The organism is Pseudoxanthomonas sp. SORGH_AS_0997, from assembly GCF_031453535.1.
Classification (GTDB): domain Bacteria; phylum Pseudomonadota; class Gammaproteobacteria; order Xanthomonadales; family Xanthomonadaceae; genus Pseudoxanthomonas_A; species Pseudoxanthomonas_A winnipegensis.
In genome coordinates this window covers 4,276,906-4,300,191 of sequence record NZ_JAVIZI010000001.1, presented here as the reverse complement: position 1 = coordinate 4,300,191, position 23,286 = coordinate 4,276,906, and the positions used below count along the sequence as shown (strand labels likewise).

Annotated in this window: 24 protein-coding genes; 19 read left to right on the top strand and 5 right to left on the bottom strand. The window is 69.9% G+C overall.

What is annotated here, in order from left to right:
* Positions 1 to 259 precede the first annotated feature (259 nt).
* The 5 genes from QE438_RS18795 to flgA all read right to left on the bottom strand — a co-directional run bounded on the left by QE438_RS18795 (position 260) and on the right by flgA (position 4,321).
* Complete coding sequence (locus tag QE438_RS18795; protein WP_165403053.1) at positions 260 to 1,381, bottom strand: porin; 1,122 nt, start codon at positions 1,379 to 1,381, stop codon at positions 260 to 262.
* Positions 1,382 to 1,971: 590 nt separating this feature from the next.
* Positions 1,972 to 2,700: a hypothetical protein gene (locus tag QE438_RS18790; protein WP_306993442.1), complete on the bottom strand. Its 729-nt coding sequence runs from the start codon at positions 2,698 to 2,700 to the stop codon at positions 1,972 to 1,974.
* Positions 2,701 to 2,897: 197 nt separating this feature from the next.
* Positions 2,898 to 3,245: a flagellar protein FlgN gene (locus QE438_RS18785; protein WP_130515608.1), complete on the bottom strand. Its 348-nt coding sequence runs from the start codon at positions 3,243 to 3,245 to the stop codon at positions 2,898 to 2,900.
* A 1-nt stretch (position 3,246) separates the two neighbouring features.
* Positions 3,247 to 3,558: a flagellar biosynthesis anti-sigma factor FlgM gene (gene flgM / locus QE438_RS18780; RefSeq protein WP_130515606.1), complete on the bottom strand. Its 312-nt coding sequence runs from the start codon at positions 3,556 to 3,558 to the stop codon at positions 3,247 to 3,249.
* A 97-nt stretch (positions 3,559 to 3,655) separates the two neighbouring features.
* A complete protein-coding gene (flgA, locus tag QE438_RS18775; protein ID WP_306993445.1) occupies positions 3,656 to 4,321 on the bottom strand; it encodes a flagellar basal body P-ring formation chaperone FlgA in 666 nt (221 codons plus the stop codon).
* Between the two features lie 540 nt (positions 4,322 to 4,861).
* Between flgA and flgB the strand changes: the two genes are divergently transcribed.
* From flgB to rpoN, 19 genes are all read left to right on the top strand, one after another.
* Positions 4,862 to 5,236, top strand: coding sequence for a flagellar basal body rod protein FlgB (gene flgB, locus QE438_RS18770; RefSeq protein ID WP_130515602.1), 375 nt, complete (start codon positions 4,862 to 4,864; stop codon positions 5,234 to 5,236).
* A 13-nt stretch (positions 5,237 to 5,249) separates the two neighbouring features.
* Complete coding sequence (flgC, locus tag QE438_RS18765; RefSeq protein WP_306993446.1) at positions 5,250 to 5,657, top strand: flagellar basal body rod protein FlgC; 408 nt, start codon at positions 5,250 to 5,252, stop codon at positions 5,655 to 5,657.
* A 29-nt stretch (positions 5,658 to 5,686) separates the two neighbouring features.
* A complete protein-coding gene (locus QE438_RS18760; RefSeq protein WP_306993448.1) occupies positions 5,687 to 6,382 on the top strand; it encodes a flagellar hook capping FlgD N-terminal domain-containing protein in 696 nt (231 codons plus the stop codon).
* Positions 6,383 to 6,418: 36 nt separating this feature from the next.
* A complete protein-coding gene (flgE, locus tag QE438_RS18755; protein WP_306993450.1) occupies positions 6,419 to 7,639 on the top strand; it encodes a flagellar hook protein FlgE in 1,221 nt (406 codons plus the stop codon).
* Positions 7,640 to 7,992: 353 nt separating this feature from the next.
* Positions 7,993 to 8,739 (top strand): flagellar basal body rod protein FlgF, encoded by a 747-nt coding sequence (locus tag QE438_RS18750; protein WP_130515594.1) that lies wholly within the window; start codon positions 7,993 to 7,995, stop codon positions 8,737 to 8,739.
* A gap of 31 nt (positions 8,740 to 8,770) precedes the next feature.
* Complete coding sequence (gene flgG, locus QE438_RS18745; protein ID WP_130515592.1) at positions 8,771 to 9,556, top strand: flagellar basal-body rod protein FlgG; 786 nt, start codon at positions 8,771 to 8,773, stop codon at positions 9,554 to 9,556.
* A gap of 8 nt (positions 9,557 to 9,564) precedes the next feature.
* Positions 9,565 to 10,338, top strand: a complete 774-nt coding sequence (locus tag QE438_RS18740; protein ID WP_306993453.1) for a flagellar basal body L-ring protein FlgH — start codon at positions 9,565 to 9,567, stop codon at positions 10,336 to 10,338.
* 11 nt (positions 10,339 to 10,349) lie between these two features.
* Entirely contained in the window at positions 10,350 to 11,462 is a 1,113-nt protein-coding gene (locus QE438_RS18735) for a flagellar basal body P-ring protein FlgI (RefSeq protein ID WP_130530823.1), read from the top strand.
* 441 nt (positions 11,463 to 11,903) lie between these two features.
* Positions 11,904 to 13,070 carry a flagellar assembly peptidoglycan hydrolase FlgJ gene (gene flgJ, locus QE438_RS18730; protein WP_306993455.1) on the top strand — a complete coding sequence of 389 codons (1,167 nt, stop codon included), beginning with the start codon at positions 11,904 to 11,906 and terminating at the stop codon, positions 13,068 to 13,070.
* A 19-nt stretch (positions 13,071 to 13,089) separates the two neighbouring features.
* The gene (flgK, locus tag QE438_RS18725; protein WP_309736066.1) at positions 13,090 to 14,559 is read left to right on the top strand and encodes a flagellar hook-associated protein FlgK; all 1,470 of its coding nucleotides are present in this window, start codon (positions 13,090 to 13,092) and stop codon (positions 14,557 to 14,559) included.
* Positions 14,459 to 14,983, top strand: a complete 525-nt coding sequence (locus tag QE438_RS18720; RefSeq protein ID WP_309736062.1) for a flagellar basal body rod C-terminal domain-containing protein — start codon at positions 14,459 to 14,461, stop codon at positions 14,981 to 14,983. Before flgK ends, QE438_RS18720 begins: the two co-directional genes overlap by 101 nt.
* A gap of 15 nt (positions 14,984 to 14,998) precedes the next feature.
* The gene (gene flgL, locus QE438_RS18715; RefSeq protein WP_130530815.1) at positions 14,999 to 16,201 is read left to right on the top strand and encodes a flagellar hook-associated protein FlgL; all 1,203 of its coding nucleotides are present in this window, start codon (positions 14,999 to 15,001) and stop codon (positions 16,199 to 16,201) included.
* A gap of 464 nt (positions 16,202 to 16,665) precedes the next feature.
* The gene (locus tag QE438_RS18710) at positions 16,666 to 17,820 is read left to right on the top strand and encodes a flagellin (protein ID WP_130515582.1); all 1,155 of its coding nucleotides are present in this window, start codon (positions 16,666 to 16,668) and stop codon (positions 17,818 to 17,820) included.
* A gap of 214 nt (positions 17,821 to 18,034) precedes the next feature.
* Positions 18,035 to 19,393 (top strand): flagellar filament capping protein FliD, encoded by a 1,359-nt coding sequence (gene fliD, locus QE438_RS18705; protein ID WP_306993460.1) that lies wholly within the window; start codon positions 18,035 to 18,037, stop codon positions 19,391 to 19,393.
* A 15-nt stretch (positions 19,394 to 19,408) separates the two neighbouring features.
* Positions 19,409 to 19,798 (top strand): flagellar export chaperone FliS, encoded by a 390-nt coding sequence (fliS, locus tag QE438_RS18700; RefSeq protein WP_130523223.1) that lies wholly within the window; start codon positions 19,409 to 19,411, stop codon positions 19,796 to 19,798.
* Positions 19,798 to 20,115: a hypothetical protein gene (locus QE438_RS18695; RefSeq protein ID WP_130515577.1), complete on the top strand. Its 318-nt coding sequence runs from the start codon at positions 19,798 to 19,800 to the stop codon at positions 20,113 to 20,115. The genes fliS and QE438_RS18695 overlap by 1 nt, the downstream gene beginning before the upstream one ends.
* Positions 20,116 to 20,213: 98 nt before the next feature.
* Positions 20,214 to 20,795 carry a PilZ domain-containing protein gene (locus QE438_RS18690; protein ID WP_306993462.1) on the top strand — a complete coding sequence of 194 codons (582 nt, stop codon included), beginning with the start codon at positions 20,214 to 20,216 and terminating at the stop codon, positions 20,793 to 20,795.
* 103 nt (positions 20,796 to 20,898) lie between these two features.
* Complete coding sequence (locus QE438_RS18685) at positions 20,899 to 21,528, top strand: response regulator transcription factor (protein WP_131660195.1); 630 nt, start codon at positions 20,899 to 20,901, stop codon at positions 21,526 to 21,528.
* A gap of 363 nt (positions 21,529 to 21,891) precedes the next feature.
* A complete protein-coding gene (gene rpoN, locus QE438_RS18680) occupies positions 21,892 to 23,286 on the top strand; it encodes an RNA polymerase factor sigma-54 (RefSeq protein ID WP_306993464.1) in 1,395 nt (464 codons plus the stop codon).

The following is a 23,286-nucleotide window of genomic DNA, read 5'->3' as shown; positions in this document are numbered from 1 at the left end:
AGCCACAGAAGCGAAGAGCAACAGCACCCCACCCCGGCCCTCCCCTTCGCCTGCGGCGAAAGGGAGGGGGCAAAGCGCTTGCCCACGCCTTGGGGTGGAAGGAGGTGCTGATCCATGCGTCGAGGCTAGGCGGCGAAGTCGGCTCACCGACCTGCTCGCGTGCCATCAGCTGATTCGCGTCTGCGCACTCCGTGAGGAACAAAAAAAGCGGGCCCGAAGGCCCGCTCTCTTCCACGTCGAAGAACGCGGCGCGGCGTGCTTAGAACATCACCTGCGCGCGCACTTCGAAGGCGTTGGGGTCGACTTCCACGCCGGCGCGGCGGCTGTAGGCCTTGATGTAGTTGGCCTGCACCTTGAAGTGCTTGGAGTAGTAGTAGTTGGCGCCCACGGTCCAGTCGTGCTGGTAGCCGCCTCGGATGCCTGCGTCGTTGAGGTCCAGGTCGCTGTAGCGCAGCAGCAGTTCCACGGCGCCGGCGGGGTTCTTGGGCACGACGTTGCCGAGCGTGCCGTTGTACGGGCGCGACTCGCCGGTGACGATCCAGCTGCCGTAGACGGTGTTGCCCTGGGCGTGGAAGTCGCTGTAGCCATCGCGCGCGACCTGTTCCTCCAGGTGCTCGGCCAGCACGGTGAACGGGCCGGCGATGCGGATGAACTCCAGGCCGCCGCGTTCGATATGGGTGGTGCCCGGCAGGGCGCCGCTGTCGATCAGGCGCGTGTCGGTCAGGCCGGCCTCGATCTTGGTGCGCACGCGGGTGGAGGTGGCGTCCGGGTTCTCGACCGAATAGCCCACGCCCAGGTGGATGACATCGCCCTCGGCCTTGTGCGGCGTCCAGGCGAAGTGCCCCGCCATCGTCGTGCCGGAGTTGGTGCCTTCCATCGTCGCGCCGGACAGCGCCTGCAGCTGCACGTTCCAGGTCTTGCGGGTCAGCGACCACTCCACGCCGGTGCGCCGGCCTTCGTAGATGGCCTGGGTGGCCAGCGGCGCTTCCAGGAAGGAGATGGTGCGCGAGGCGCCGACCGAGTCCAGGCCGATCGGGGTCTTGAAATAGCCCACGCGGATGGCGCCGTAGTCCTTGCCGAACCAGGCCTTGGTCTGGAAGCGCGCGGCCACGTCAAGCCACAGGTGCGACTGGTAGTCGTACTGGGCGCCGATCTCGAACACGCCATCGAGCTTGTAGAACGCGCCGAACTCCTTGCGCCGCATGTCGTCGGCGTTCTCGAAGCGCGCGTCGTCGCCGCTGAAGTGGTTCTGGTCGTAGGCGAAGTTGCCGGTGATGCCCAGCTGCCCGCCGTTGTCGAATTTGTAGCTGGTCGGCCAGTCCGCCGCGCTCGCAGCGCCCGCGGCGCACAGAAGACCTGCGGTGAGCAGTGTCCGCTTCATGTTCTCTCCCAATGTGCTTGTGCATGCCCAGGCGCGGCGTTTGGCCGCGTGGCATGCGGGTGTGACGGCTTTGTCAGCCAGATGACGTGTGCAGGACTTTAGTCGCCCGCGCCGGCCGGGCTGTATAGCCCAATCGTCGAAAGCGCGGGTCGCGGGCAGGCCGTGGGCCCGCGACATCGGGCCGCGATGCGCCTGAACGGGGACGCGGCGTGGCAGGAACGGGGCGAAATGGCGAGGGCATCGCCAGGCACGCGGATCAAGGGCGGCTCCCGGGCAGATCGAGGCCGGCCAGTGCATCACGCCGCGCGCGGCGCGGTGATAAGCATCGACCATGAGCAGATGCCGCAGGCGCATCAGCGCCCTTCGCACTCACCGCCTTCAACCCCGACGCCAGCGAAGCCCCCACTCGCGTCATTCCCGCGAACGCGGGAATCCAGGGACTTTTGCGAGGGCTCGCACCGGAGGGCGAAGGCACTGGATGGTCAGACATGCGCCTGCCAAGAAGCACTTCACGCTTTCGCGGGAATAAGGGCTGGCCGGATGGCTTGCTTCTGACGCCAGCCAGCAGATCCCCGCCAACGACCAATCGCCTACTTCCCGCCCCACCCCGGCATCTGCGCCGTATCCAGGCCGCCGGTCTCGAACTCGGCCGTGCGCGTGCCGCCGGCCTTGACCGGGAACTCGATCTTCAGTGTCTTGGCCTGCGCGGCCAGCTTCCACAGGCCCTTGTAGTCCTCGATGAACATGGCAATGGCCTCGTCGGTGTCCGGGCGCCAGGCGTCCATCGCCTTGGGCTTGCCGTCGTCGACGCTGACCTTGACCTTGCAGCCCTTCAGGCACGGGAAGTCGCCGGCCTTGAGCACCAGATAGGCGCTGCGCTTCCACTCGGGATGGTCGCGGAACACCAGCTGCACGTCCTGCTTGCGGCCGCTGCCGTCGGTGTCCAGCGGCTCGGCGCTCATGATCGAGGCCGAGACCTGGGCGCCCTTGCCGATCATCACCTGGTTGTAGTTCCACAGGTTGGCCAAGCGGCGCTGTTCGCGTGCGGCGTCGGCCTTGGACTTGGCCTGGTCGTACTGCGCCTGGATCTTCTGCGCGGCCGGGCTGTCGGGATACTGCTGCAGCAGCGCGCTGCCGTGGGCGCGGGCCAGGTCCCAGTTCTGCGCGGTATACGCCTGGTCGAACTGCGCGGCCAGCGCGTCGGCGGCCTTGGCCTGCGCGGCGGCCTGCTGGGCGGCCTGTTCGCGGCGCTGGGCCTCCTGGTCGGTGCAGCCTGCCAGGGCCAGGGCACACAGGGCGACGGACAGCACGGCTTTCATCACGGGCGACTCCTCAACGGCGGGCGGGTTCGGGCCCGCCGGCGCGCTTGGGAAGCCGCTTGCACCGGTTCAGTCAGTCGGTGACCAGCGAAGCCAGGCGGCGCGTGGCGAGGCACACGGCGCACAGCGTACAGGGCGTGGCTGCGCCTGCCGAGCGCGGTGGGGCGCGCCCGTGGACAGGCACGGCCGCAGGCCGCTCAGACGACGGCAAGGCTGCGCCCGTGGGCGCGCGTGCCGGCCAGGCCGGCGGCGTTGTAGGTGCCGGTGGATTCGACGCGGCCGAGGTGGCGCAGCGCCCAGTCCACTTCGCGGCGGCGGCGCGCCAGCAGCACGCCGTTGGCCTGGTTGAGCCGACGCAGATCGTCCAGGCGTTCGGCGGCGGCGGCCGGCGGCGGGTTGGCCTCGGCCTGGCGCAGCGCGCGCACCTTGGCCTCGGTGGAAGCCAGCAGGGCCATCACATCGTTGTCCAGCAGCGCGCGGCGTTCTTCCTGCAGCGCCTGCTCCAGCGCGCCCAGCGGGCCGTGGTCGAGCGTGGCGGTCGTCATGTCAGCCTCCCAGCTCGCGGTCCAGGTCGAGCATGCGCGAGGCGATGGCCTGCGGGTCGATCGTGTAGCGGCCGTGGGCGATGGCGTCCTTGAGCGCGGCGACGCGGCCCATGTCGATGCCCGCCGGTGCCGATCCCAGTTCACGTCCCATGGCCTTGAGTCCTTCTGCGTCGCCGGTCAGGCTGAGGCGATCGGTCTCGGCCGTGGCGGAAATGGGTTCGTTGCGCGCGCCACCGACCCGCGTGGCCGCCAGCGAGGCGGCGACGGTGGCGGCGTGTGCGGCCGGCGGCAGTCCGTCGATCTTGTAGCTCATGGGGCACTCCTGAAGTGCTTCAGTCGAACCCGGTAACGGCGTCCCAGGCAGGAACTTGAGACCTGGGTGACATATTTTGTCACGTGCCTGTTCAGCTTCACTGGACGACGTCCACTTCGCCGGGGACCAGCGATACGCGGCCGCGTACCACCTTGCTGGAGGCGCTGTTCTGCACGGCCACGCGCTGGCCGGCCTGGGCGTTGCCCAGGGCCACGCCGGGCATGCGGATCTCCGCCCCGGCCACGCGCGAGACCAGCACGACCGGGTCGCCGCGGTGCAGCGGCTGGCCCTGCTGCAGGTCGCCGGCGGTGACGATGTCGCCGGCCGACAGGGCGCGGGCGGCGATGGCGCCGGTCAGCTGCTCGGGGCTGGCGAAGGCCGCGCCTTCGGTGGTGCCCAGATCGCGGCGCTGGACGACCAGGTTGGCGTTGGCCACCGGTTCGCCCGGGCGCACCGGGCCGCCGGCCACGACCACGTCGGCCTCGCGGCGCACGGTCACCGGGACGAAGATCTTCCAGCCCGGGGCATCGTCGCAGCGCACCTGGGCCATGCGCGTGCCCTGGGCCACGGCCTGCAGGGGCTGGGTGCAGGCCACCAGCCGCAGGGCGTTGTCCAGACGCGCCTCGCCCTGCGCCTGCGGGCCGCCGACCGCCTGCAGCGCCGCGGCGCGCACGGCGTCGAGCGACTGCAGATCGGCGGCACGGCCATCGCCGGGCGCCAGCGCGGCCAGGGACAGGACGACGGAAGCGAGGCATCGGTTCATGGCGGGGTGGGTGCAAGTCCTGTGCCGGTGGGGGCGTGGCCATGCCCTTTCAGTCCTCTGGGATCGCCCCCTCCCTTTCGCGAAGCGAAGGGGAGGGATGGGGAGGGGTGCCTTTGCTTTTGCTTTTTTCGTGATGGGCGAGAAGGAGCAACGGCAACAGCAACAGCAAAATCAAAAGCCAACCCCTCCCCAGCCCTCCCCTGCTTCGCAAGGGAGGGGGCCAAGCAGCATCGCTGGGGAAGGAGACCAAGGCCCGCATCGCGAGACGCGCGCGAGGGAGATGAGAAGCGCGAACTGCGCAATGCGTCGCAGGTGCCGGATTTTTGGCAAGGCGGCGGCGAGCGCGTCGCCTGACACGCGCTCGCCGCTGCGCGCCCGTACCGAACGCGCCGCCGCACCAAACCCAATTAGTGCTCGCGCGCGTAGGCGCGTGAGACCCCGCACACCAAAGCCGTCGGCATCCCGACACCCGCGCCTGCGCGCCGGGCGTGGCACGCCGCTTGCCTTGCCCTGGACGTACATCCGTCCCCGGAGCGTCCCATGTCCGACTTCCTTGGTATCCACGGCACTGCGCTGGCCATCCGCGAGCAGCGGCTGCAGCTGTTGGCCTCGAATATCGCCAACGCCGACACCCCCGGCTACCAGGCGCAGGACCTGGACTTCAACGCGGCCCTGGGCGCGGCCCTGCAGGCCCCGGCCGGCGCCAACGCGCTGGAGGGCGGCAACGCCATCGGCCAGGCCGGCGCGGCGGCGCATTTCTACCGCCCGTCCAGCCAGCCCAGCCTGGACGGCAACACCGTGGACGGCGATCGCGAGAACGCCGCCTACGCCCAGGCCACGCTGGAGTACCGGGCCTCGCTGTCGTTCATCGAATCCAAGGTGCGGTCGATGCTGACCGCCATCACCGGCCAGTAAGCGAGGTCCCGCCATGAGCAACCTGCCCATCTTCGACGTCGCCGGTTCGGCGATGAACGCCCAGTCGGTGCGGCTGAGCACCGTGGCCTCCAACCTGGCCAACGCCGACTCGGTCTCCGGCGACCCGAGCAGCGTGTTTCGCGCCAAGCAACCGGTGTTCACCACCGAACAGGTCGGCAACAACCCGGCGCTGGTCGGCGTGCGCACGGCCGCCGTGCAGGACTCCAACGCCGCGCCGATCAAACGCTACGAGCCGGACAACCCGCTGGCCGACGGCAATGGCTACGTCTACGCGCCGGACATCGATCCGGTGGCGCAGATGGTCGACCTGATCTCGGCCACGCGCAGCTACCAGGCCAACGTGGAGGTCTTCAACAGCGCCAAGGACACAGCCACCGCCACCTTGAACATGGGCCGCTAAAACGGATCTTCCCAGGACAACACGCACACATGGTCACCACCACCGCCAGCACCGACAAGCTCACCGCCCTGGGCCTGAGCAACACGGCCAAGTCCACCAGCGACAAGAACGCCTCGACCGGCGCGCTCGGCCAGGCCGATTTCCTCAAGCTGATGACCGAGCAGCTGAAGAACCAGGACCCGCTCAAGCCGCTGGACAGCCAGCAGTTCCTGGGCCAGCTGGCGCAGTTCTCCACGGTGCAGGGCATCGAGGGCATGCAGACGGCGATGGGCTCGATGGCCAGCGTCATGGAGTCCGACCAGACCCTGCGCGCGGCCTCGCTGGTCGGCCACGACGCGATGGTCACCGCCTCCTCGGTCGCCCACACCGCCGGCACCACGCTGGACGGCGAGATCACCGCCGCCACCGCCGGCCCGGTCACCCTGCAGGTCACCGACGCCAACGGCAACGTGGTGCGCACCCTGCAGGTGGAGGCGGCGGCGTCCGGCGCCACCGCGTTCCACTGGGACGGCCTGACCGACAGCGGCACGGCCGCCGGCACCGGCACCTACACCCTCAAGGCGGTGACCGGCTCGGTGGCCGCCGCCGACATGAAATCCGCCACCGCCCTGGACATCGGGGTGATGGCGCATGTGGACAGCGTCTCGATCGAGTCCACCGGACTGACCCTGAACCTGGCGGGCGTGGGCGGCTTCCCGCTGTCCTCGATCCGCCGCGTCAGCTGATCCCTCTCACCGTCACGCCTCCACGGAGAACCTTCCATGAGCTTCCGCATTTCCTTAAGCGGCATGAACGCCGCCTCGTCCGACCTGAACGTCGTTTCCAACAACATCGCCAACAGCAACACCACCGGCTTCAAGAGCAGCCGCGCCGAGTTCGGCGACGTGTTCGCCGCCTCGGTCTATGGCGTGTCCAGCAACGCCACCGGCGCCGGCGCGCGCCTGCAGCGGGTGGCCCAGCAGTTCACCCAGGGCAACATCGACTTCACCGGCAACTCGCTGGACATGGCGGTCTCCGGCCAGGGCTTCTTCACCCTGTCCGACAACGGCACCACGGTCTATTCGCGCGCCGGCAACTTCAGCACCGACGCCAGCGGTTACGTGGTCAACCCGTCCGGCCAGCGCCTGCAGGTGTTCGCGCCCAACGACGACGGCACCACCTTCAACACCGGCAAGCTCAGCGACCTGCAGCTGGCCACCGGCGATGCGCCGCCCAAGGTCACCACCAAGGTCCAGGCCAGCGTGACCCTGCCCGGCAACGCCACCGCGCCGACCAACAGCCCGTTCAACGCCGCCGACCCGACCACCTACAGCCAGACCACCTCGCTGACGGTGTACGACTCGCTGGGCGCGGCGCACACCCAGTCGCTGTACTTCAGCAAGACCGCCAACGCCAACGAATGGACGGTGCAGACCCAGATCGACGGGGTCAGCGTGGGCGGCGCGCAGACGCTGACCTACGATTCCAGCGGTGCGCTGGTCAGCCCGGCCAACGGCCAGCTCGCCCTGCCCGCCTACACCCCGCCCGGCGGCGCCGGCGCGATGGCGCTGAGCCTGGACCTGAGCAAGTCGGCGCAGTACGGGCAGAAGTTCGCCGTGTCGGCGCTGAACCAGGACGGCTACGGCACCGGCAGCCTGTCGGGCATCTCGGTGTCGTCCGAGGGCGTGGTCCAGGCCAGCTACTCCAACGGCGTGACCAAGGCGATCGGCCAGGTCGCCCTGAGCAGCTTCGCCAGCCCGCAAGGCCTGCAGCAGAAGGGCGACAACGCCTTCGCCGAGACCTTCGCCTCGGGCCAGGCGGTGCGCGGCGCGGCCGGCACCTCGGACTTCGGCCTGGTCCAGGGCGGCGCGCTGGAGGCCTCCAACGTCGACCAGACCGCCGAGCTGGTCAACATGATCAGCGCCCAGCGCAACTTCCAGGCCAACGCGCAGATGATCCAGACCCAGGACCAGATCACCCAGACGATCATCAACCTGCGGTAATCGCTCTTGCCCCCTCCCTTGCGAAGCAGGGGAGGGCTGGGGAGGGGTTGGCTTTTGTTGTTGCTGTTGCGTTGGATGTTGCTGTTGCTGCCGTACAAAGCAAAAGCACCCCTCCCCAGCCCTCCCCTTCGCTGCGCGAAAGGGAGGGGGCCGAAGCCAAAGCGAAGCGCCGGCCTGTGCCGGCGCTTTCGCTTTGGCGGCTGCAAGCCGCGTCGGAACGACTCCTTGCCGTGCGCTTCTTGCGGCTCGAATTCCTCGCGGCTCCCGCCTCTTACGGATTGCGATTCTCGCTCGCTCCTCACTGCTCTCCACTCACTCCTCGCCCCCCGGCACACCACTTGCATGCTCCGGGCATGGACAGAGCCCTCTACATCGCCATGACCGGCGCCAGCGCGACGCTCAAGTCGCAGGCGACCGTGTCCCACAACCTGGCCAATGCGCAGACCGTCGGCTTCCAGGCCACGCTCGATGCGACCCAGGCGATGCCGGTGACCGGCAACGGGCTGGCCTCGCGCGTGGCCACCGCCCAGCGCTTGGTCGGCGTCTCCGATGCCAGCGGTTCGCTCAGCACCACCGGCAACGGCATGGACGTGGCGCTGCAGCCAGGCCACTGGTTCGCCGTGCAGGACAAGGCCGGCGGCACCGCTTACACCCGCGCCGGTGACCTGAAGATCACCCAGAACGGCCTGCTCACCACCGCCTCCGGCCTGCAGCTGCTCGATGCCGGCGGCGCGCCGATGGTGATCCCGCCCAACGACGGCATGGACATCGGTGCCGACGGCACGATCTCGGTCATCCCACAGGGCTCGCCCGCCTCGTCGATGACCCAGATAGGCCGCCTGCAGGTGGTGCGCACCAGCACCCTCGACCTGGCCCGCGGCGAGGATGGACTGATGCGCCAGGCGCCGGGCGCGCCGGCGCCGACGCCGGCCGCCGGCGCGGTGCTCTCCACCGGCGTGCTGGAGAACAGCAATGTCGATGCCACCGGTTCGCTGGTGTCGATGATCGAGCTGGCGCGCCAGTTCGAGATGCAGGTACGCGTCTTGCACAGCGGAGACGAGACCGCGCAGAGCGCCAATTCCCTGCTGCGTTCGAGCTGACCCTCACTCTTTCCCGTAACGGAGAACCGCCATGACCCAGGCGCTTTGGATCGCCAAGACCGGCCTCGACGCGCAGCAGACGCGCATGGCGGTCATCTCCAACAACCTCGCCAACATCAACACGACCGGCTTCAAGCGCGACCGTGCCAATTTCGAGGACCTGCTCTACCAGACCCAGCGCCAGCCCGGCGGCGCGACCTCCGAACAGACGATGCTGCCCTCGGGCATGTCCACCGGCACCGGCGTGCGCGTGGCCACCACGGCCAAGTCCTTCACCCAGGGCAACCTGAGCCAGACCGGCAACGCGCTGGACGTGGCGATCAACGGCCGCGGCTTCTTCGAGGTGCTGCTGCCCGATGGTTCGTCGGCTTATACCCGCGACGGCGCCTTCCAGGTCAACGCCGAGAACGAGGTGGTGACCAACGAGGGTTATCCGGTGCAGCCGGGCCTGCAGATCCCCGAAGGCGCGCAGAGCATCACCATCGGCAGCGACGGCACCGTCAGCGTGCAGCTGGCCGGCCAGGCCGCGGCCACGCAGGTGGGCCAGCTGACCGTCACCGACTTCGTCAACCCGGCCGGCCTGCAGTCCAAGGGCGGCAACCTGTACACCGAGACCGGCGCCTCCGGCCCGGCCCAGACCGGCACGCCGGGCGAGAACGGCGCCGGCCTGCTGATCCAGGGCTCGCTGGAAGGCTCCAACGTCAACAGCGTCGAAGAGCTGGTGTCGATGATCGAGACCCAGCGCGCCTACGAAACCAACGCCAAGGCCATCAGCACCGTCGATTCGATGCTGGGCTTCCTCAACCAGAACCTGTGACCGCCGCCATGCGTGTGCTCCTTTCTTTCGCCCTGCTCTGCGCCCTCGGCGCGCTCACCGGCTGCGCCACGGTGGTCGGCGACGTGCGTCCCTTCTCCGACCAGCTGGCACCGCAGCAGGCGCTGGACAAGAACACGCTGCTGGGCCGCTCGCCGGGCCAGTACACGCAGTTGCCCTCGCCGCAGCCGGGCTATGCGCAGCCGACGCCGGGCGATGGCGGGGGCTCGATCTTCGCCACCGCCGCCGACGGCAGCGGCAACCGCGGCATTCGCCTGTTCCAGGACAACAAGGCGCGCGAGGTCGGCGACCTGCTGACCATCGTGCTGGTGGAGAGCACCAGCGCCAAGTCCAACGCCAAGACCGGCATCAGCAAGAACGACAGCATCGCCATGGGCGCGCCGACCGTGCTCGGCCAGAGCGTGACCTACAACGGCAAGAACATCCTGCAGGCCGAGGTGGACGCCAAGCGCGGCTTCAACGGCGCCGGCGACACCCAGCAGAGCAACTCGCTGGATGGCGACATCACCGTGACCGTGGTCCAGCGCCTGGGCAACGGCAACCTGCGCGTGGCCGGCGAGAAGCAGGTGCGCCTGAACCAGGGCGACGAGCTGGTGCAGGTGCAGGGCATCGTGCGCGTGGCCGACATCGGCCCGGACAACCGCATCACCTCCGACCGCGTGGGCGATGCCCGCATCGTGTACGGCGGCCGTGGCGCCGTGGCGCGTTCCAACGCCATGGGCTGGCTGAGCCGCTTCTTCAATTCCGCCGCCGCGCCCTACTGAGTAACGCCGCCATGCGTGCTTCGAATTCCCGTCTTGTCACCGCCGTGCTGGCCCTGGCCGCGCTCATCGCCGCTCCCGCCCAGGCCGAACGCATCAAGGACCTGGCCCAGGTGGCCGGGGTGCGCGGCAACCAGCTGGTCGGCTATGGCCTGGTCGTGGGCCTGGACGGCAGCGGCGATCGCACCAGCCAGACGCCCTTCACCGTGCAGAGCCTGAAGACCATGCTCGACCAGCTGGGCGTGACCCTGCCGCCGGGCACCAATCCGCAGCTGAAGAACGTCGCCGCGGTGGCCATCCAGGCCGAGCTGCCGCCGTTCGCCAAGCCGGGCCAGACCATCGATGTGACCGTGTCCTCGATCGGCAACGCCGGCTCGCTGCGCGGCGGCGCGCTGCTGATGGCGCCACTGCGCGGTGCCGACGGCCAGATCTATGCGATGGCCCAGGGCACGCTGGTGGTCAGCGGCTTCGGCGCCTCGGGCAAGGATGGCTCCAAGATCTCGGTCAACGCGCCCAACGGCGGCTCGATCCCCAACGGCGCCACGGTCGAACGCCCCGCCCCCGGCGGCGGCGCCGACAACGGCCTGGTCACGCTGAACCTGCACGAGGCCGACTTCACCACCGCCTCGCGCATCGTCGATGCGGTCAACCGCACCTTCGGCAACGGCCGCGCGCAGGCGGTGGATCCGGTGACCATCCAGATCGCCGCTCCGCCGGGCAACCGCATCGGCTTCATGGCCCAGCTCGAGTCGCTGGACGTCAGCCCCGGCGCGGCCGCGGCCAAGGTGGTGGTCAATGCACGCACAGGCACGGTGGTCATGGGCGGCAACATCGCCGTGCTGCCGGCGGCGGTCTCGCATGGCTCGCTGACCGTGTCGATCAGCGAAAACACGCTGGTCAGCCAGCCCGAACCCTTCTCGCGCGGCGGCCAGACCGCGGTGGTCCCGCAGTCCACCATCAGCGCCACCGCCGAGGGCGGCAAGATGTTCATGTTCCAGGGCGGCACCTCGCTGGAATCCATCGTCCGCGCGGTCAACGCCGTAGGCGCCGCACCCGGCGACCTGGTGGCGATCCTCGAAGCGCTGAAGCGCGCCGGAGCGCTGCGAGCGGAGCTGGAGATCATTTAAGGGGTGAGGGGCCAGGCCCAAGTGGCGGCAACTCAATGCCGCGGATTGAACTGCTGACGCACGCAATCAACTCGCCCAAAGCGACGCTTCCGCCCCCTCCCTTTCGCGCAGCGAAGGGGAGGGCTGGGGAGGGGTCGCTTTTCGCTTGATGCAACAGCAAAAGCAAAAGCCAACCCCTCCCCAGCCCTCCCCTGCTTCGCAAGGGAGGGGGCAGACCCTGCGGTCGGAGACGCCGCTGCCCGAATCCCGAATCCCGAATCCCGAATCCCGAATCCCGAATCCCGATTCCCGATTCCCGATTCCCGATTCCCGATTCCCGAATCCCGATTCCCGATTCCCGATTCCCAGCTCCAATCCCCCGCCGACCTTTTGACACCCCCCGGCACAGCTCTTGCCTAGGAAGGAACGACACCGCTTTCCCGGCCCGCCCGACCTACCGCCATGACCCTGCAGCTGCCCGGCACCACTGCACTGCCCCTGACGAAGTCGCATACCGCTTCGCCCGAGCAGATCAAGAAGGCCTCGAAGGAACTGGAAACCCAGTTCGCCTCGATGCTGGTCAAGTCCATGCGCGGCACCACCGGCGGCGATCCGCTGGCCGGCGGCGATACCACCTACCGCGACATGTACGACCAGCAGCTGGCCAAGGAGCTGACCAAGGGCCGCGGCCTGGGCCTGCAGGCGGTGATCGAGAAGCAGCTGAGCCGCGACAACGGCGGCAGCGCGGCCGGCCAGGCGCTGGACACGACGCTGCCGGCGGCCCGCGGCGCGCAGGGCGCGCCGATGCGGCTGGACACTTCTGCGCGCGCCAGCGCCTTCCCGCTGTCCGGCGTGCTGCCGCTGCGCGCGCCCAATGCGTCCTCCGGCGCGACGCCGGTGGCCGGCGTCGGCGGCCTGTCGCTGGCGGCCTCCCATGCCGGGGTGTCGCTGCAGGCGCTGCCGGCCACGGCGACGCCGCTGCCGCCGCCGATCGACGAGGACTGCCAGCTGGACTGCAGCAGTCCGGAGGCCTTCGTCCAGTCCATCTGGCCGCACGCGCAGAAGGCCGCGCAGGCCCTGGGCGTCCCGGCCAAGGCGCTGGTCGCCCAGGCCGCGCTGGAGACCGGCTGGGGCCGGCGCCTGGCCGGCAAGGGCGGCGTGACCTCGAACAACCTGTTCGGCATCAAGGCCGGCGCCAGCTGGGACGGCGACAGCGTCAACGTCGCCACCACCGAATACAGCAACGGCGTGCGCCGCTCCGAGCGCGCCAACTTCCGCGCCTACGGCTCGGCCGCCGAGAGCTTCGCCGACTACACGCGCCTGCTCGGCAACGAGCGCTACGCCGGGGCGCGCGGCACCGGCCAGGACACGCACCGCTTCGCCACCGCGCTGCAGCGCGCCGGCTATGCCACCGACCCGCACTACGCCTCCAAGCTGACCGCGATCGCCAACGGCGCCACGATCAACCGCGCGCTGGCCAGCCTGCCCGGCGGCGGCGAACTGGGCCGCTACGGCAACGACGCGCAGCTGGCCTCGGCCCAGCCGGCCGCCTCCGCCTCCGGCGCCGGCGTGGACACCTCGGTGTTCGCCGCGCTCGGCGACCGCTATCGCGCCGTGGCGCGCTACTGACCTCTGACAGGACCGCGCCATGACCAGTCTGCTTTCCACCGGTAGCTCGGCCCTGTTGGCGTTCCAGCGCGCGCTGGGCACCGTCAGCAACAACGTGGCCAACGCCACCACCGAGGGCTACAGCCGCCAGCGCGTGAGCCTGGCCGCGCGCGTGGGCAACAACATCGCCGCCGGCGTGGGCAACAGCGGCCAGGGCGTGGATGTGGCCGCGCTGCAGCGCCTGGCCGACGGGCTGGTGTTCGCCCGCCAGGTGGACAGCAGCGGCGAGGTCGGGCGCCTGACCAGCCTGTCGTCGATGGCCGGGCGGGTCGATACGCTGCTGTCCGATTCGAGCACGGGCCTGTCCACGCCGATGTCGGCCTTCTTCGATGCCGCGCGCGGGGTGTCCAGCGACCCGACCAGCACCAGCGCGCGCGAGGCCTTGCTGGCCGCGGCCCGGTCGCTGGCCGGCCGCTTCAATTCCCTCGATGGCCAGCTGTCCACCATCGACGACGAGACCAACCAGAACCTCTCCGACAAGGTCGGCCAAGCCAACCAGCTGGCCAAGGAGATCGCCGACCTCAACAAGACCATCGCCTCCTCCGGCGCCAACGCCTCCTCCGAACTGCTGGACGCGCGCGATCTGCGCGTGACCAAGCTGGCCGGGCTGATCGGGGCGACGACGGTCCAGCAGACCGACGGCTCGCTGAGCGTGTTCACCACCGGCGGCCAGCCGCTGGTGATCGGCGCCAAGGCCAGCACGCTGACCGCGCTGCAGGACCCGGACCAGCCCGGGCGGCTGCAGGTGGGCCTGGATGCCGGCAACGGCACGCCGGTGCGCCTGCCCGATGCCTCGATCTCGGGCGAGCTGGGCGGCCTGCTGCAGTTCCGCACCAACGTGCTCGACCCGGCGCGCAACGAACTCGGCCGCCTGGCCACCGGTGTGGCGCTGGCCTTCAACCAGGCCCAGGCCAACGGCGTGGACTACAACGGCCAGATCGGCGCCGACCTGTTCAAGCTGGCCGCACCGGCGGTGGCGTCCAACGCGGCCAACACCGGCTCGGCGAGCTTCGCCGTCACGGTCGGCGACGTCTCCCAGCTCACCGGCAGCGACATCGTGCTGCGCTACAGCGGCAGCGGCTGGACCGCCCAGCGCGCCGACACCGGCGCGACGGTGGCCGATGAGCGGCGACGGCTCGGCCGGCAACCCGTTCGTCGTGCAAGGTGTCTCGCTGGTGCTGTCCGGCGCGGCCACGGCCGGCGACAAGTTCACCGTGCGCCCGACCACCGGCGCGGCCGGCAGCCTGACGGTGGCGATGAGCGACCCGACCGGCATCGCCGCGGCCGGCGCCATCAGCGCCAGCGCCGCCACCAGCAACCTGGGCAAGGCCTCGGTGGCGAGCACGGCGGTGACCAGCGCCAGTGCCTTCGCCTCCTTCAGCGGCGCCCAGATCGAATTCATCGACGACACCACCTACACCATCAACGGTGGCAGTCCGCAGACCTATAGCGGGGGCGCCATCAGCGATCCGGCCGGCGGCTGGTCGATCACCCTCAAGGGCACGCCCACGGCGGGCGACAGCTTCAGCCTGGCGCCGACGCCGGCGCGCTCGTCCAGCAATGCCAATGCCCAGGCGTTCTCGACCCTGGATACCAAGCAACTGCTCAGCGGGGGCACCCAGTCGCTGACGATGGCCATGAGCCAGCTCACCGCCAAGGCCGGCACCGAGGCCAGCCACGCGCAGATGAGCCTGGAGGCGCAGCAGACCATCGATGCGCAGGTCAGCGCCGAGCGCGAGTCGGTCAGCGGCGTCAACCTCGATGAGGAAGCGGCCGACATGATGAAGTTCCAGCAGGCCTACCAGGCCGCCGCGCAGGTGCTCAAGACCGCCGACACCCTGTTCCAGACCCTTCTGTCCGCCGTGGCGCGCTGAACCCGGAGCCTGTTCATGACCCTTCGCCTTTCCACCAACGGCATGCACCAGCAGAGTCTGGCCGCGATGCTGGCCCAGCAGTCCAAGGTCTCGCGCACGCAGCTGGAGCTGACCACGCAGAAGAAACTGATCACCGCCGCCGACGACCCGGCCGGCATGGCCCAGGCCCAGCGCCTGGACCATGCGCTGTCCACGCTGGACCAGCAGGACAAGGACGCGGCGCTGGTCGAGCACCGGCTGCGCTCGCAGGAGCAGGCCCTGAGCGATGTCGGCACGCAGCTGGACCGCGCGCGCGAGCTGACCATCCAGGCCAACACCGCCACCGTCTCGGACAGCGACCGCGCCTCGATCGCCGACGAGCTGCGCCAGATCCGCGCGGCGATCCTGGCCATCGCCAACCGCGACGACGGCACCGGCAAGCAGCTGTTCGCCGGATCGCGCGATGGCGTGATCCCCTTCGCGCAGAACGCCAGCGGCCAGGTCACCTATGTCGGCGACGACGGCCAGAACCAGGTCGAGGTGGCGCCCAACCTCAAGGTGGCCGACACCGATCCGGGCAGCGACCTGTTCCTGCGCGTGCGCACCGGCGATGGCATCAGCGTGGCCAGCGTGGGCGCCGGCAACACAGGCACCGGCGTGCTGGGCAACAGCTCGGTGATCGACAGCGGCGCCTGGAACGGGCAGTCGGTCACCGTGAAGTTCACCGCCGCCGACAGCTACCAGATCCTGGACGGCAGCGGCGCGGTCGTCTCCACCGGCACCTACACCGCCGGCAGCGCGATCAGCGGTGGCGGCATCCAGATGACCCTCAGCGGCGCGCCCGCGGCCGGCGACACCTTCACCGTGGGCAAGGCGCCCAACCGCGACATCTTCAGCACGCTGGACAGCCTGGCCACCGCGCTGGAGACCCCGGCCACGACCGATGCGCAGAAGGCCGCGCGCAGCAACGCGCTCAACGGCGCGCTGAGCGACATCGCCAGCGCGCAGGACCACTTCCTGCTGTCGCGCTCGCAGACCGGCTCGCGCCTGGCCGCGCTGGACGATGCCACCGACGCGCGCAGCGCCTACGGCGTCAGCCTGCAGAGCACCCTGTCCAACCTGCGCGACGTCGACCCGGCCGAGGCGGCCAGCCGGCTCTCGCTGCAGCAGGTCGCGCTGGAGGCGGCGCAGAAGACGATGCTCGCGGTGCAAAGCAAGTCACTGTTCGATTTGATGTAGGTCACAGAACGCGACAGTCGTTCGGCTGCTCGGTGGGAGCCGCCATGGCGGCGATGGGGCTGTCCAGGGAGAGCCTGGTCGCCGCCATGGCGGCTCCCACCAAGCCAGTGCGGTTCTGTGTTTTCGCACAAGAAGCTTCGAGGTCAAGAGCGCGGGAAACAGCGCAAAACAAGGGATTTTTGATCCGGACTCAAGTCCGCGCTCGGGTCGCCGTTACAGGAGGCAAGCGCGTTGGCGTCGCGGCATGACCCACATGACACGTCCGGTTCGCGCTACTGCTTGTGCACGTGTTTGGCATGTCGCGCTGGGAAGAAAGCTCGGATTTCTTTCGACCCAGGGCTAAAGGCGGCGCCGAGCGCGCCGATAACCCTATCAGCAGCGGAGAGGGCCAATCCCGGCCACACCCTGCGGAACCGGCCCCAACCCTCTCAGTCGCCGCCGGACCCTCAACTAGGAGACTTCTCATGTCGTCTGTCATCAATACCAACGTGAGCTCGCTGAACGCTCAGCGCAACCTGACCGCGTCCAGCAGCGACCTGGCCACCGCCATGCAGCGTCTGTCCTCGGGCCTGCGCATCAACAGCGCCAAGGACGACGCGGCTGGCCTGGCCATCAGCCAGCGTATGACCGCCCAGATCCGTGGCCTGGACCAGGCTGCCCGCAACGCCAACGACGGCATCTCGCTGGCGCAGACCGCCGAAGGCGCGCTGAGCGCCATCGGCGACAACCTGCAGCGCATCCGCGAACTGGCCGTGCAGTCGGCCAACGCCACCAACAACTCGACCGACCGCGCCGCGCTGGATCTGGAAGCCCAGGCCCTGAAGGACGAAATCGACCGCGTCGCCACCAGCACCAAGTTCAACGGCGTGAACCTGCTGGACGGCTCGTTCACCGCGCAGGCCTTCCAGGTCGGCGCCAACGTCGGCGACACGATCTCCATCGCCAGCATCGCCAACGCCACCAAGGCCTCGCTGGGCGGCACCTGGACCTCGACCACCTACACCGCCGACAGCGCCGCGCTGACCTACACCGACGCCGCCGCCGCGACCTCGGTGACCATCAACGGCGTGGCCGTGTCCATCGCCGCCGCGTCCGGCCGCACCGCCGCGCAGGCCGCCACCGCGTTCGAGTCGGCGTTCAACACCGCCAAGGCGTCCAACACCGCGCTGGCCAACGTGTCCTTCGACGATGCGACCGGCAAGTTCACGGTCACCGGCCAGGGCTCGACGGCCACCTTCACCGCGCTCACCAACGCCGGCGGCGTCAGCGGCACCACGACCGCAGCCGCGACCTCGGTCAGCCACACCGGCCTGACCGACCTCAAGCTGACCACCGCGGCCGATGCCAACGATGCGATCAACCTGATGGATGCGGCCCTGGCCTCGGTCAATACCGCCCGCGCCAACATGGGTGCCATCCAGAACCGCTTCAGCTCGGTGGTGTCCAACCTGTCGACCACCTCGGAGAACCTGTCGGCGGCCCGCAGCCGCATCCAGGACACCGACTACGCGGCCGAGTCGGCCAAGCTGACCCGCAACCAGATCCTGCAGCAGGCCGGTACGGCGATGCTGGCCCAGGCCAACCAGTCGGCCCAGTCGGTGCTGAAGCTGATCTCGTAATCCCAAGCGTCACCAGGACGCGACCTTCCGGTCGCGTCCTGTTCCAAGCCCGCGCGCCGCGCCGGCTTGGAACAGGACGAGATGCGTCTTTCCACGGCGACCCCACGGCCGCCAGCACGATCGCCCACCCGTTCTTCCCGCCCCGCGAGGACCGCGCCATGCGCAACGCCGACACGCTGCCCACCGCGCCGAGCGCCCTCGCCGGAGGCCGCGCATGACCACCATCGGCAGCACCAGCAGCTCCTCGGGCATCGACCCGGCGACGATGGCCGCGCAGCTGGTCGCCGCCGAACGGGCGCCAACCGACACCCGCTACGCCGCGACGCAGACCAAGATCACCGCCCAGGTCTCGGCCGTGGCCACGCTGCGCTCGGCCTTCTCCAACCTGGACTCCTCGCTCACCGTCCTGCAGGGCGGCAGCACCGCCAACGCGCGCGCGGTCAGCCTGTCGGCCAACACCGGCTTCAGCGCCACGGCGGCGGCCGGCGCGGCGCGCGGCAGCTACAACGTCGAAGTGCTGTCGCTGGCCGCGGCGCAGAAGCTCGCCTCCAGCGGCTTCAGCGGCGACGGCACCGCGGTGGTCGGCACCGGCAACCTCAGCATCAGCTACGGCGGCAAGACGCTGTCGGTGGACATCACCACGGCCAACGGCACGCTGTCGGGCATCCGCGATGCGATCAACACCGCCGCGGGCGGCTCGGGCATCTCGGCGAGCATCGTCAACGGCGACGATGGCGCGCATCTGGTGCTGACCTCGCTCGACGGCGGCACGGCCAACCAGATCTCGGTCACCGCCAGCGGCGGCGACGGCGGCCTGGCCGCGTTCTCCTACGACGGCAGCGCCGGCAGCGGCATGAACCAGCTGGTGGCCGCCAGCGACGCCCAGGTCAAGGTCGACGGGGTGCTGCGCACCAGCTCGAGCAACACCATCACCGACCTGGTCCAGGGCGTGACCCTGAATCTCAAGGCGGCCGCGCCGGGCACGGTCATCTCCATGGACGTGGCCACCGACACCTCGGCGCAGCTGAGCGCGGTCAAGGACTTCGTCGACAAGTTCAACGCCGCGCTGTACGCCATCGCCAGCACCACCAACTACAACGCCAGCACCAAGGTCGCCGCCGCGCTCAACGGCGATGCGATGGTGCGCGGGGTGACCAGCCAGCTGCGCAACACGCTCAGCGCCAACGTGGTCGACCTCAAGTCGCTGGGCATCAGCATCGGTACCGACGGCACGCTGACCCTGGACCAGACCCAGTTCAACGCGGGGCTGTCCAAGGACCCCGCCGCGCTGAGCCGCGTGTTCGGCAGCGGCAGCGACACCATGGCCGGCAAGATGGCCACGACCATGGGCGCGATGATCGACAGCGGCGGCCTGCTCAGCACGCGCAGCGACAGCCTCACCGCACAGACCAAGAAGCTCGATGCGCAGAAGGAGGCTCTGGACACGCGCATGGCCGCGGCCGAGGCCCGCTACAAGGCGCAGTTCACCGCACTGGACACGATGATGACCAAGCTGCAGAGCACCAGCGACTTTTTGACCCAGCAGCTCAACAAGAGCAGCAGCGAAGACTAATCGACGAGCCTTGCCATGAATGCCCGCAGCCTAGCCAATCAGTACAAGCAGACCGGCGCCAGCAGCGCGACGCTGGACGCCAGCCCGCACCAGCTGATCGCGATCATGCTGTCCACCGCGCGCGAGCGCATCCGCCTGGCGATCGCCTCGCTCGAACGCGGCGACGTCACCCGCAAGGCGCATGCGATCACCGACACCTGCGCCATCATCGGCGGGCTCAACGGCTCGTTGAACATGGACGCCGGCGGCGAGATCGCCGCGGGCCTGGCCGCGCTGTACGACTACTGCCAGCGCCGCCTGCTGGCCGCCAACCTCAACAACGACCTGGCCCCGCTGCAGGAAGTGGACGGCCTGCTGGGCGAGATCGAGGCCGCCTGGCGCCAGATCGCGCCGCAAGGCGCGTGATGGAGATCGCGCAGCCGCCCCCGTCGGCCCTGGCGCAGGTGCCCGCGCTGCCGATCGAGCAGATCCGCCACGCCATCCACCTGGAGACCTGGGAGGCGGCGGACGAACTGCTCAGCCGCTACCAGCACCAGTTGGTCCTGGCGCTGTCGCGGATCGACCTGAAGACCGCCGACCGCGGCCCGTGGCTGGCCCTGCTGGCCGACTACCAGCTGCTGATGGACGAACTGCGCGCCGGCCGCGACGCCGCCAGCGCCGAACTGGCCCGCCTCGGCGCCGGCCGTCGCGGCGCCAATGCCTGGATGCGTGCGCTGAAGTAGCGCCCCGCGCCGGCGCAGCTGACGCGCCGCCGCTGTCCTATCCGCATCCTGCACGCGACTTGCGGCATCCTGCCGCCTTCGTCCCCCGAGTCCGCGCGATGACCGACCCCGTGCCCGCGACGCCCGAACAGGCGCACGCGCTGCTGTTCGACGAGATCCTGACGCTGGAGGAGACGCGCGCGTCGGCCTTCGTGCCGCAGGCGCTGGCGCCCTCGGCCGTGGATGGACTACTCGGCCGGGCCGAGTCGCTGCTGCGCGCGCTGGCGGTGATCGACGATGGCATCGGCCGCGGCGACGACCCGGACCAGCCGCCCGACCCGGCGCTGCTGCGCCTGGAGGCCAAGCTGGATCTGCTGACCCTGCTGGTGGCCGACCTGGCCGGCGGACAGGCCGCCCAGGACGCACAGCGCGCGCTGCGCTGGTCGGCGCGCGGCGTCGAACTGGTGCTGGACCAGGCCGCGCAGCCCGGCACGCAGGGCGTCTTCCGCGTGCGCGCCTCGGACTGGCTGCCCTCCCCGCTGGTGCTGCCCGCGCAGGTGGTGGCGGCCGCGCCCGAAGCGGGCGGCACGCGCGCCTGGCTGGCCTTCGCGCCGAGCTCGCCCACGCTCGAGGCGGCGCTGGAACGGCACGTGTTCCGCATCCATCGACGTGACATCGCGCAACGTCGGCGTGGGACCTAGGCACGCTTGCGACGTGATGCAAGCCCTTTTCAGCCGCGACGTGGTTCGTTAAGGTGCGACGCGCAGGGGGTTACACGGAAACAAAACGAAGGAGCGGCGCGTGCTGTCCGTCCTGATATGCGATGACCACGCGCTGGTGCGAGCCGGCGTGCGACGCCTGCTGGAAGCCATGGAAGGCGTCGAGATCGTGGGCGAAGCCGCCAACGCCGACGAGGTGGTGATCCGCACCAAGCAGCTGCTGCCCCATGTCGTGGTGCTCGACCTCTCGCTCAAGGGCCGCACCGGCTTCGACGCGCTGGCCGAACTGCGCCGGCTGCATCCCGACGTGGCCATCGTGGTGCTGTCCATGCACGAGGATGTGCTGCACGTGCGCGAGGCGCTCACGCGCGGCGCGCTGGGTTATGTGGTCAAGGATTCCTCGCCGGCGGAGCTGGAGATCGCGCTGCGCGCCGCGGCGGCCGGCCGGACCTTCCTCAGCCCGCAGGTGTCCGCGCCGCAGCTGCGCGGCTATCGCGCCCCGCGCGAGCCGGGCGATGTGGAGAGCCTGCCGCGCCGGCAGCGCGAGATCCTCGACGCGCTCGGCGCCGGGCGGACGACCAAGCAGATCGCCGCCGACCTCAGCATCAGCGTCAAGACCGTAGAGACCCATCGCGCGCGGATGATGGAGGCGCTGGGCTGCCGCAACGCCAGCGAGCTGCTGCGCGTGGCGATGCGTCACCACGATCGTCCCTGATCGCGCGTCGGAAGGCCGTCGCCGCCCCGTGGCACGGCGCGTGCTGACACGCTCCGCAGCCCGCGCATCGGCGACCACTTTTCGACGCCCTGCCCGGGTGCGTTGCCGCAAGGTGTCGGCACATGGCGCACAGTCCGCCAAAAACCCGGCTTGTGATCCGTGTCGCACGTGACGCATTGGGTCAACTTTCTACGTTCAGCTGGCTTTCACGTCAGATTTACGACGCAAAGTGGGGGACGCCCCTACAAGACGACAGGATTACCCTGAGTCCCTACAGGGTTTGCCCCGATTCGGAAGTCGGCGCGTCAATTCCACGATAGCTCCACACACCGGCACTGGGCCGGATGCCACGGAGAGATCAACGTGAAAGGCACCCTGACCGCCAAGATGGCGCAAGGCGTCAACCTGACGCCGCAACTGCTCCAGTCCATCCGCCTGCTGCAGCTCACCAGCCAACAGCTGGAGCTGGAGCTGGCCCAGACCCTGGAGCGCAACCCGCTGCTGGAAACCGACGAGCCCGAGGCCGAGGCGCAGACGCTCGAAGCCGATGACGCAGCCCAGCTGGAAGCGGCCGCGTGGGACGAACTGCCCGAGCCCGCGTTCATGGCCGGCCTGTCCGGCAACGCCGGCGGCACCCTGGACGAAGACGCCACCGCGCGCATCGCCGCCGGCGAGTCGTCGGACATGCGCGTGCGCCTGCTGACCCTGCTGGCGGTGAGCTGGGACGCCGCCGACCTGGCCATGGCCACCTGGTGGCTGGACCGCTGCGACGACCGCGGCTATCTGGAGCAGCCGCTGGACGCGCTGCTGGCCGAAGGCGGGCAGCGCTTCGACCTGGACGCGCTGCAGCTGGTGCGCCAGCGCCTGCTGCACGGCGAATGGGCCGGCATGGCCGCCACCGACCCGGCCGAGTGCCTGCGCGCGCAGCTGCGCACGCTGGCCGACAGCCCGGCCCGCACCCTGGCCGCGCGCATCCTGGCCGATCACCTGGACCTGCTGGCCGCGCACGACGATGCCGCGCTGGCCGCCGCCACCCAGGCCAGCCTGGACGAGGTGCGCGCCGCGGTGGCGCTGGTGCTGTCGCTGCGCGCCCATCCGGTCGAGGCCCCGGCCGCGACCGAGGACAGCCACATCCTGCCCGACGTGGTGGCCTGGTTCGCCGGCGGCGCCTGGCGCGTGGCGTTGGGCCGCTACACCACCCCGCGCGTGCGCATCAGCGCCCACTGCGAGCGCGCCCTGGCCGGCAACGGCGGCGAGAACGCCGTGCTGCGCGGCCTGCTGGACGAGGCGCGCTGGCTGGTGCGTGGCCTGAACATGCGCAACGACACCTTGCTGCGCACCGCCCAGCTGCTGGTCGAGCGCCAGCGCGGATTCCTGGAGCAGGGCGAGGAAGCCATCCTGCCGCTGACCCTGCGCGAGGTGGCCGACGCCATCGGCGTGCACGAGTCCACCGTCTCGCGCATCGTCGCCGGCAAGTACATGCAGACCCCGCGCGGCACGATCGAACTCAAGCGCCTGTTCGCCGTGCGCCTGGAAGGCGCCGACGTCTCCGGCAGCGCCGTGCGCGCCATGGTCAAGCGCCTGATCGAGGAAGAACCCCGCACCGCGCCGCTGGCCGACGACGTCATCGCCAGCCTGCTGGCCCGCCAGGGCGTGCGCATCGCGCGCCGCACCGTGGCCAAGTACCGCGACCAGCTGGCCATCGGCCCGGCCAAGGCCCGCCAGCTGTCCCGTCCTTCCATTTCGGTTGCCGCCTGA

What these genes read in the sequence shown, in the direction of transcription:
- QE438_RS18695 (WP_130515577.1), top strand. Translation starts at nt 19,798, where the DNA reads ATGGAGATCGCGCAGCCGCCCCCGTCGGCCCTGGCGCAGGTGCCCGCG.
- QE438_RS18750 (WP_130515594.1), top strand. Translation starts at nt 7,993, where the DNA reads ATGGACAGAGCCCTCTACATCGCCATGACCGGCGCCAGCGCGACGCTC.
- flgB (WP_130515602.1), top strand. Translation starts at nt 4,862, where the DNA reads ATGTCCGACTTCCTTGGTATCCACGGCACTGCGCTGGCCATCCGCGAG.
- fliD (WP_306993460.1), top strand. Translation starts at nt 18,035, where the DNA reads ATGACCACCATCGGCAGCACCAGCAGCTCCTCGGGCATCGACCCGGCG.
- flgC (WP_306993446.1), top strand. Translation starts at nt 5,250, where the DNA reads ATGAGCAACCTGCCCATCTTCGACGTCGCCGGTTCGGCGATGAACGCC.
- QE438_RS18785 (WP_130515608.1), bottom strand. Translation starts at nt 3,245, where the DNA reads ATGACGACCGCCACGCTCGACCACGGCCCGCTGGGCGCGCTGGAGCAG.
- flgL (WP_130530815.1), top strand. Translation starts at nt 14,999, where the DNA reads ATGACCCTTCGCCTTTCCACCAACGGCATGCACCAGCAGAGTCTGGCC.
- QE438_RS18690 (WP_306993462.1), top strand. Translation starts at nt 20,214, where the DNA reads ATGACCGACCCCGTGCCCGCGACGCCCGAACAGGCGCACGCGCTGCTG.
- QE438_RS18735 (WP_130530823.1), top strand. Translation starts at nt 10,350, where the DNA reads ATGCGTGCTTCGAATTCCCGTCTTGTCACCGCCGTGCTGGCCCTGGCC.
- QE438_RS18790 (WP_306993442.1), bottom strand. Translation starts at nt 2,700, where the DNA reads ATGAAAGCCGTGCTGTCCGTCGCCCTGTGTGCCCTGGCCCTGGCAGGC.
- flgM (WP_130515606.1), bottom strand. Translation starts at nt 3,558, where the DNA reads ATGAGCTACAAGATCGACGGACTGCCGCCGGCCGCACACGCCGCCACC.
- QE438_RS18740 (WP_306993453.1), top strand. Translation starts at nt 9,565, where the DNA reads ATGCGTGTGCTCCTTTCTTTCGCCCTGCTCTGCGCCCTCGGCGCGCTC.
- fliS (WP_130523223.1), top strand. Translation starts at nt 19,409, where the DNA reads ATGAATGCCCGCAGCCTAGCCAATCAGTACAAGCAGACCGGCGCCAGC.
- QE438_RS18710 (WP_130515582.1), top strand. Translation starts at nt 16,666, where the DNA reads ATGTCGTCTGTCATCAATACCAACGTGAGCTCGCTGAACGCTCAGCGC.
- flgJ (WP_306993455.1), top strand. Translation starts at nt 11,904, where the DNA reads ATGACCCTGCAGCTGCCCGGCACCACTGCACTGCCCCTGACGAAGTCG.
- QE438_RS18760 (WP_306993448.1), top strand. Translation starts at nt 5,687, where the DNA reads ATGGTCACCACCACCGCCAGCACCGACAAGCTCACCGCCCTGGGCCTG.
- flgK (WP_309736066.1), top strand. Translation starts at nt 13,090, where the DNA reads ATGACCAGTCTGCTTTCCACCGGTAGCTCGGCCCTGTTGGCGTTCCAG.
- flgA (WP_306993445.1), bottom strand. Translation starts at nt 4,321, where the DNA reads ATGAACCGATGCCTCGCTTCCGTCGTCCTGTCCCTGGCCGCGCTGGCG.
- QE438_RS18795 (WP_165403053.1), bottom strand. Translation starts at nt 1,381, where the DNA reads ATGAAGCGGACACTGCTCACCGCAGGTCTTCTGTGCGCCGCGGGCGCT.
- flgE (WP_306993450.1), top strand. Translation starts at nt 6,419, where the DNA reads ATGAGCTTCCGCATTTCCTTAAGCGGCATGAACGCCGCCTCGTCCGAC.
- flgG (WP_130515592.1), top strand. Translation starts at nt 8,771, where the DNA reads ATGACCCAGGCGCTTTGGATCGCCAAGACCGGCCTCGACGCGCAGCAG.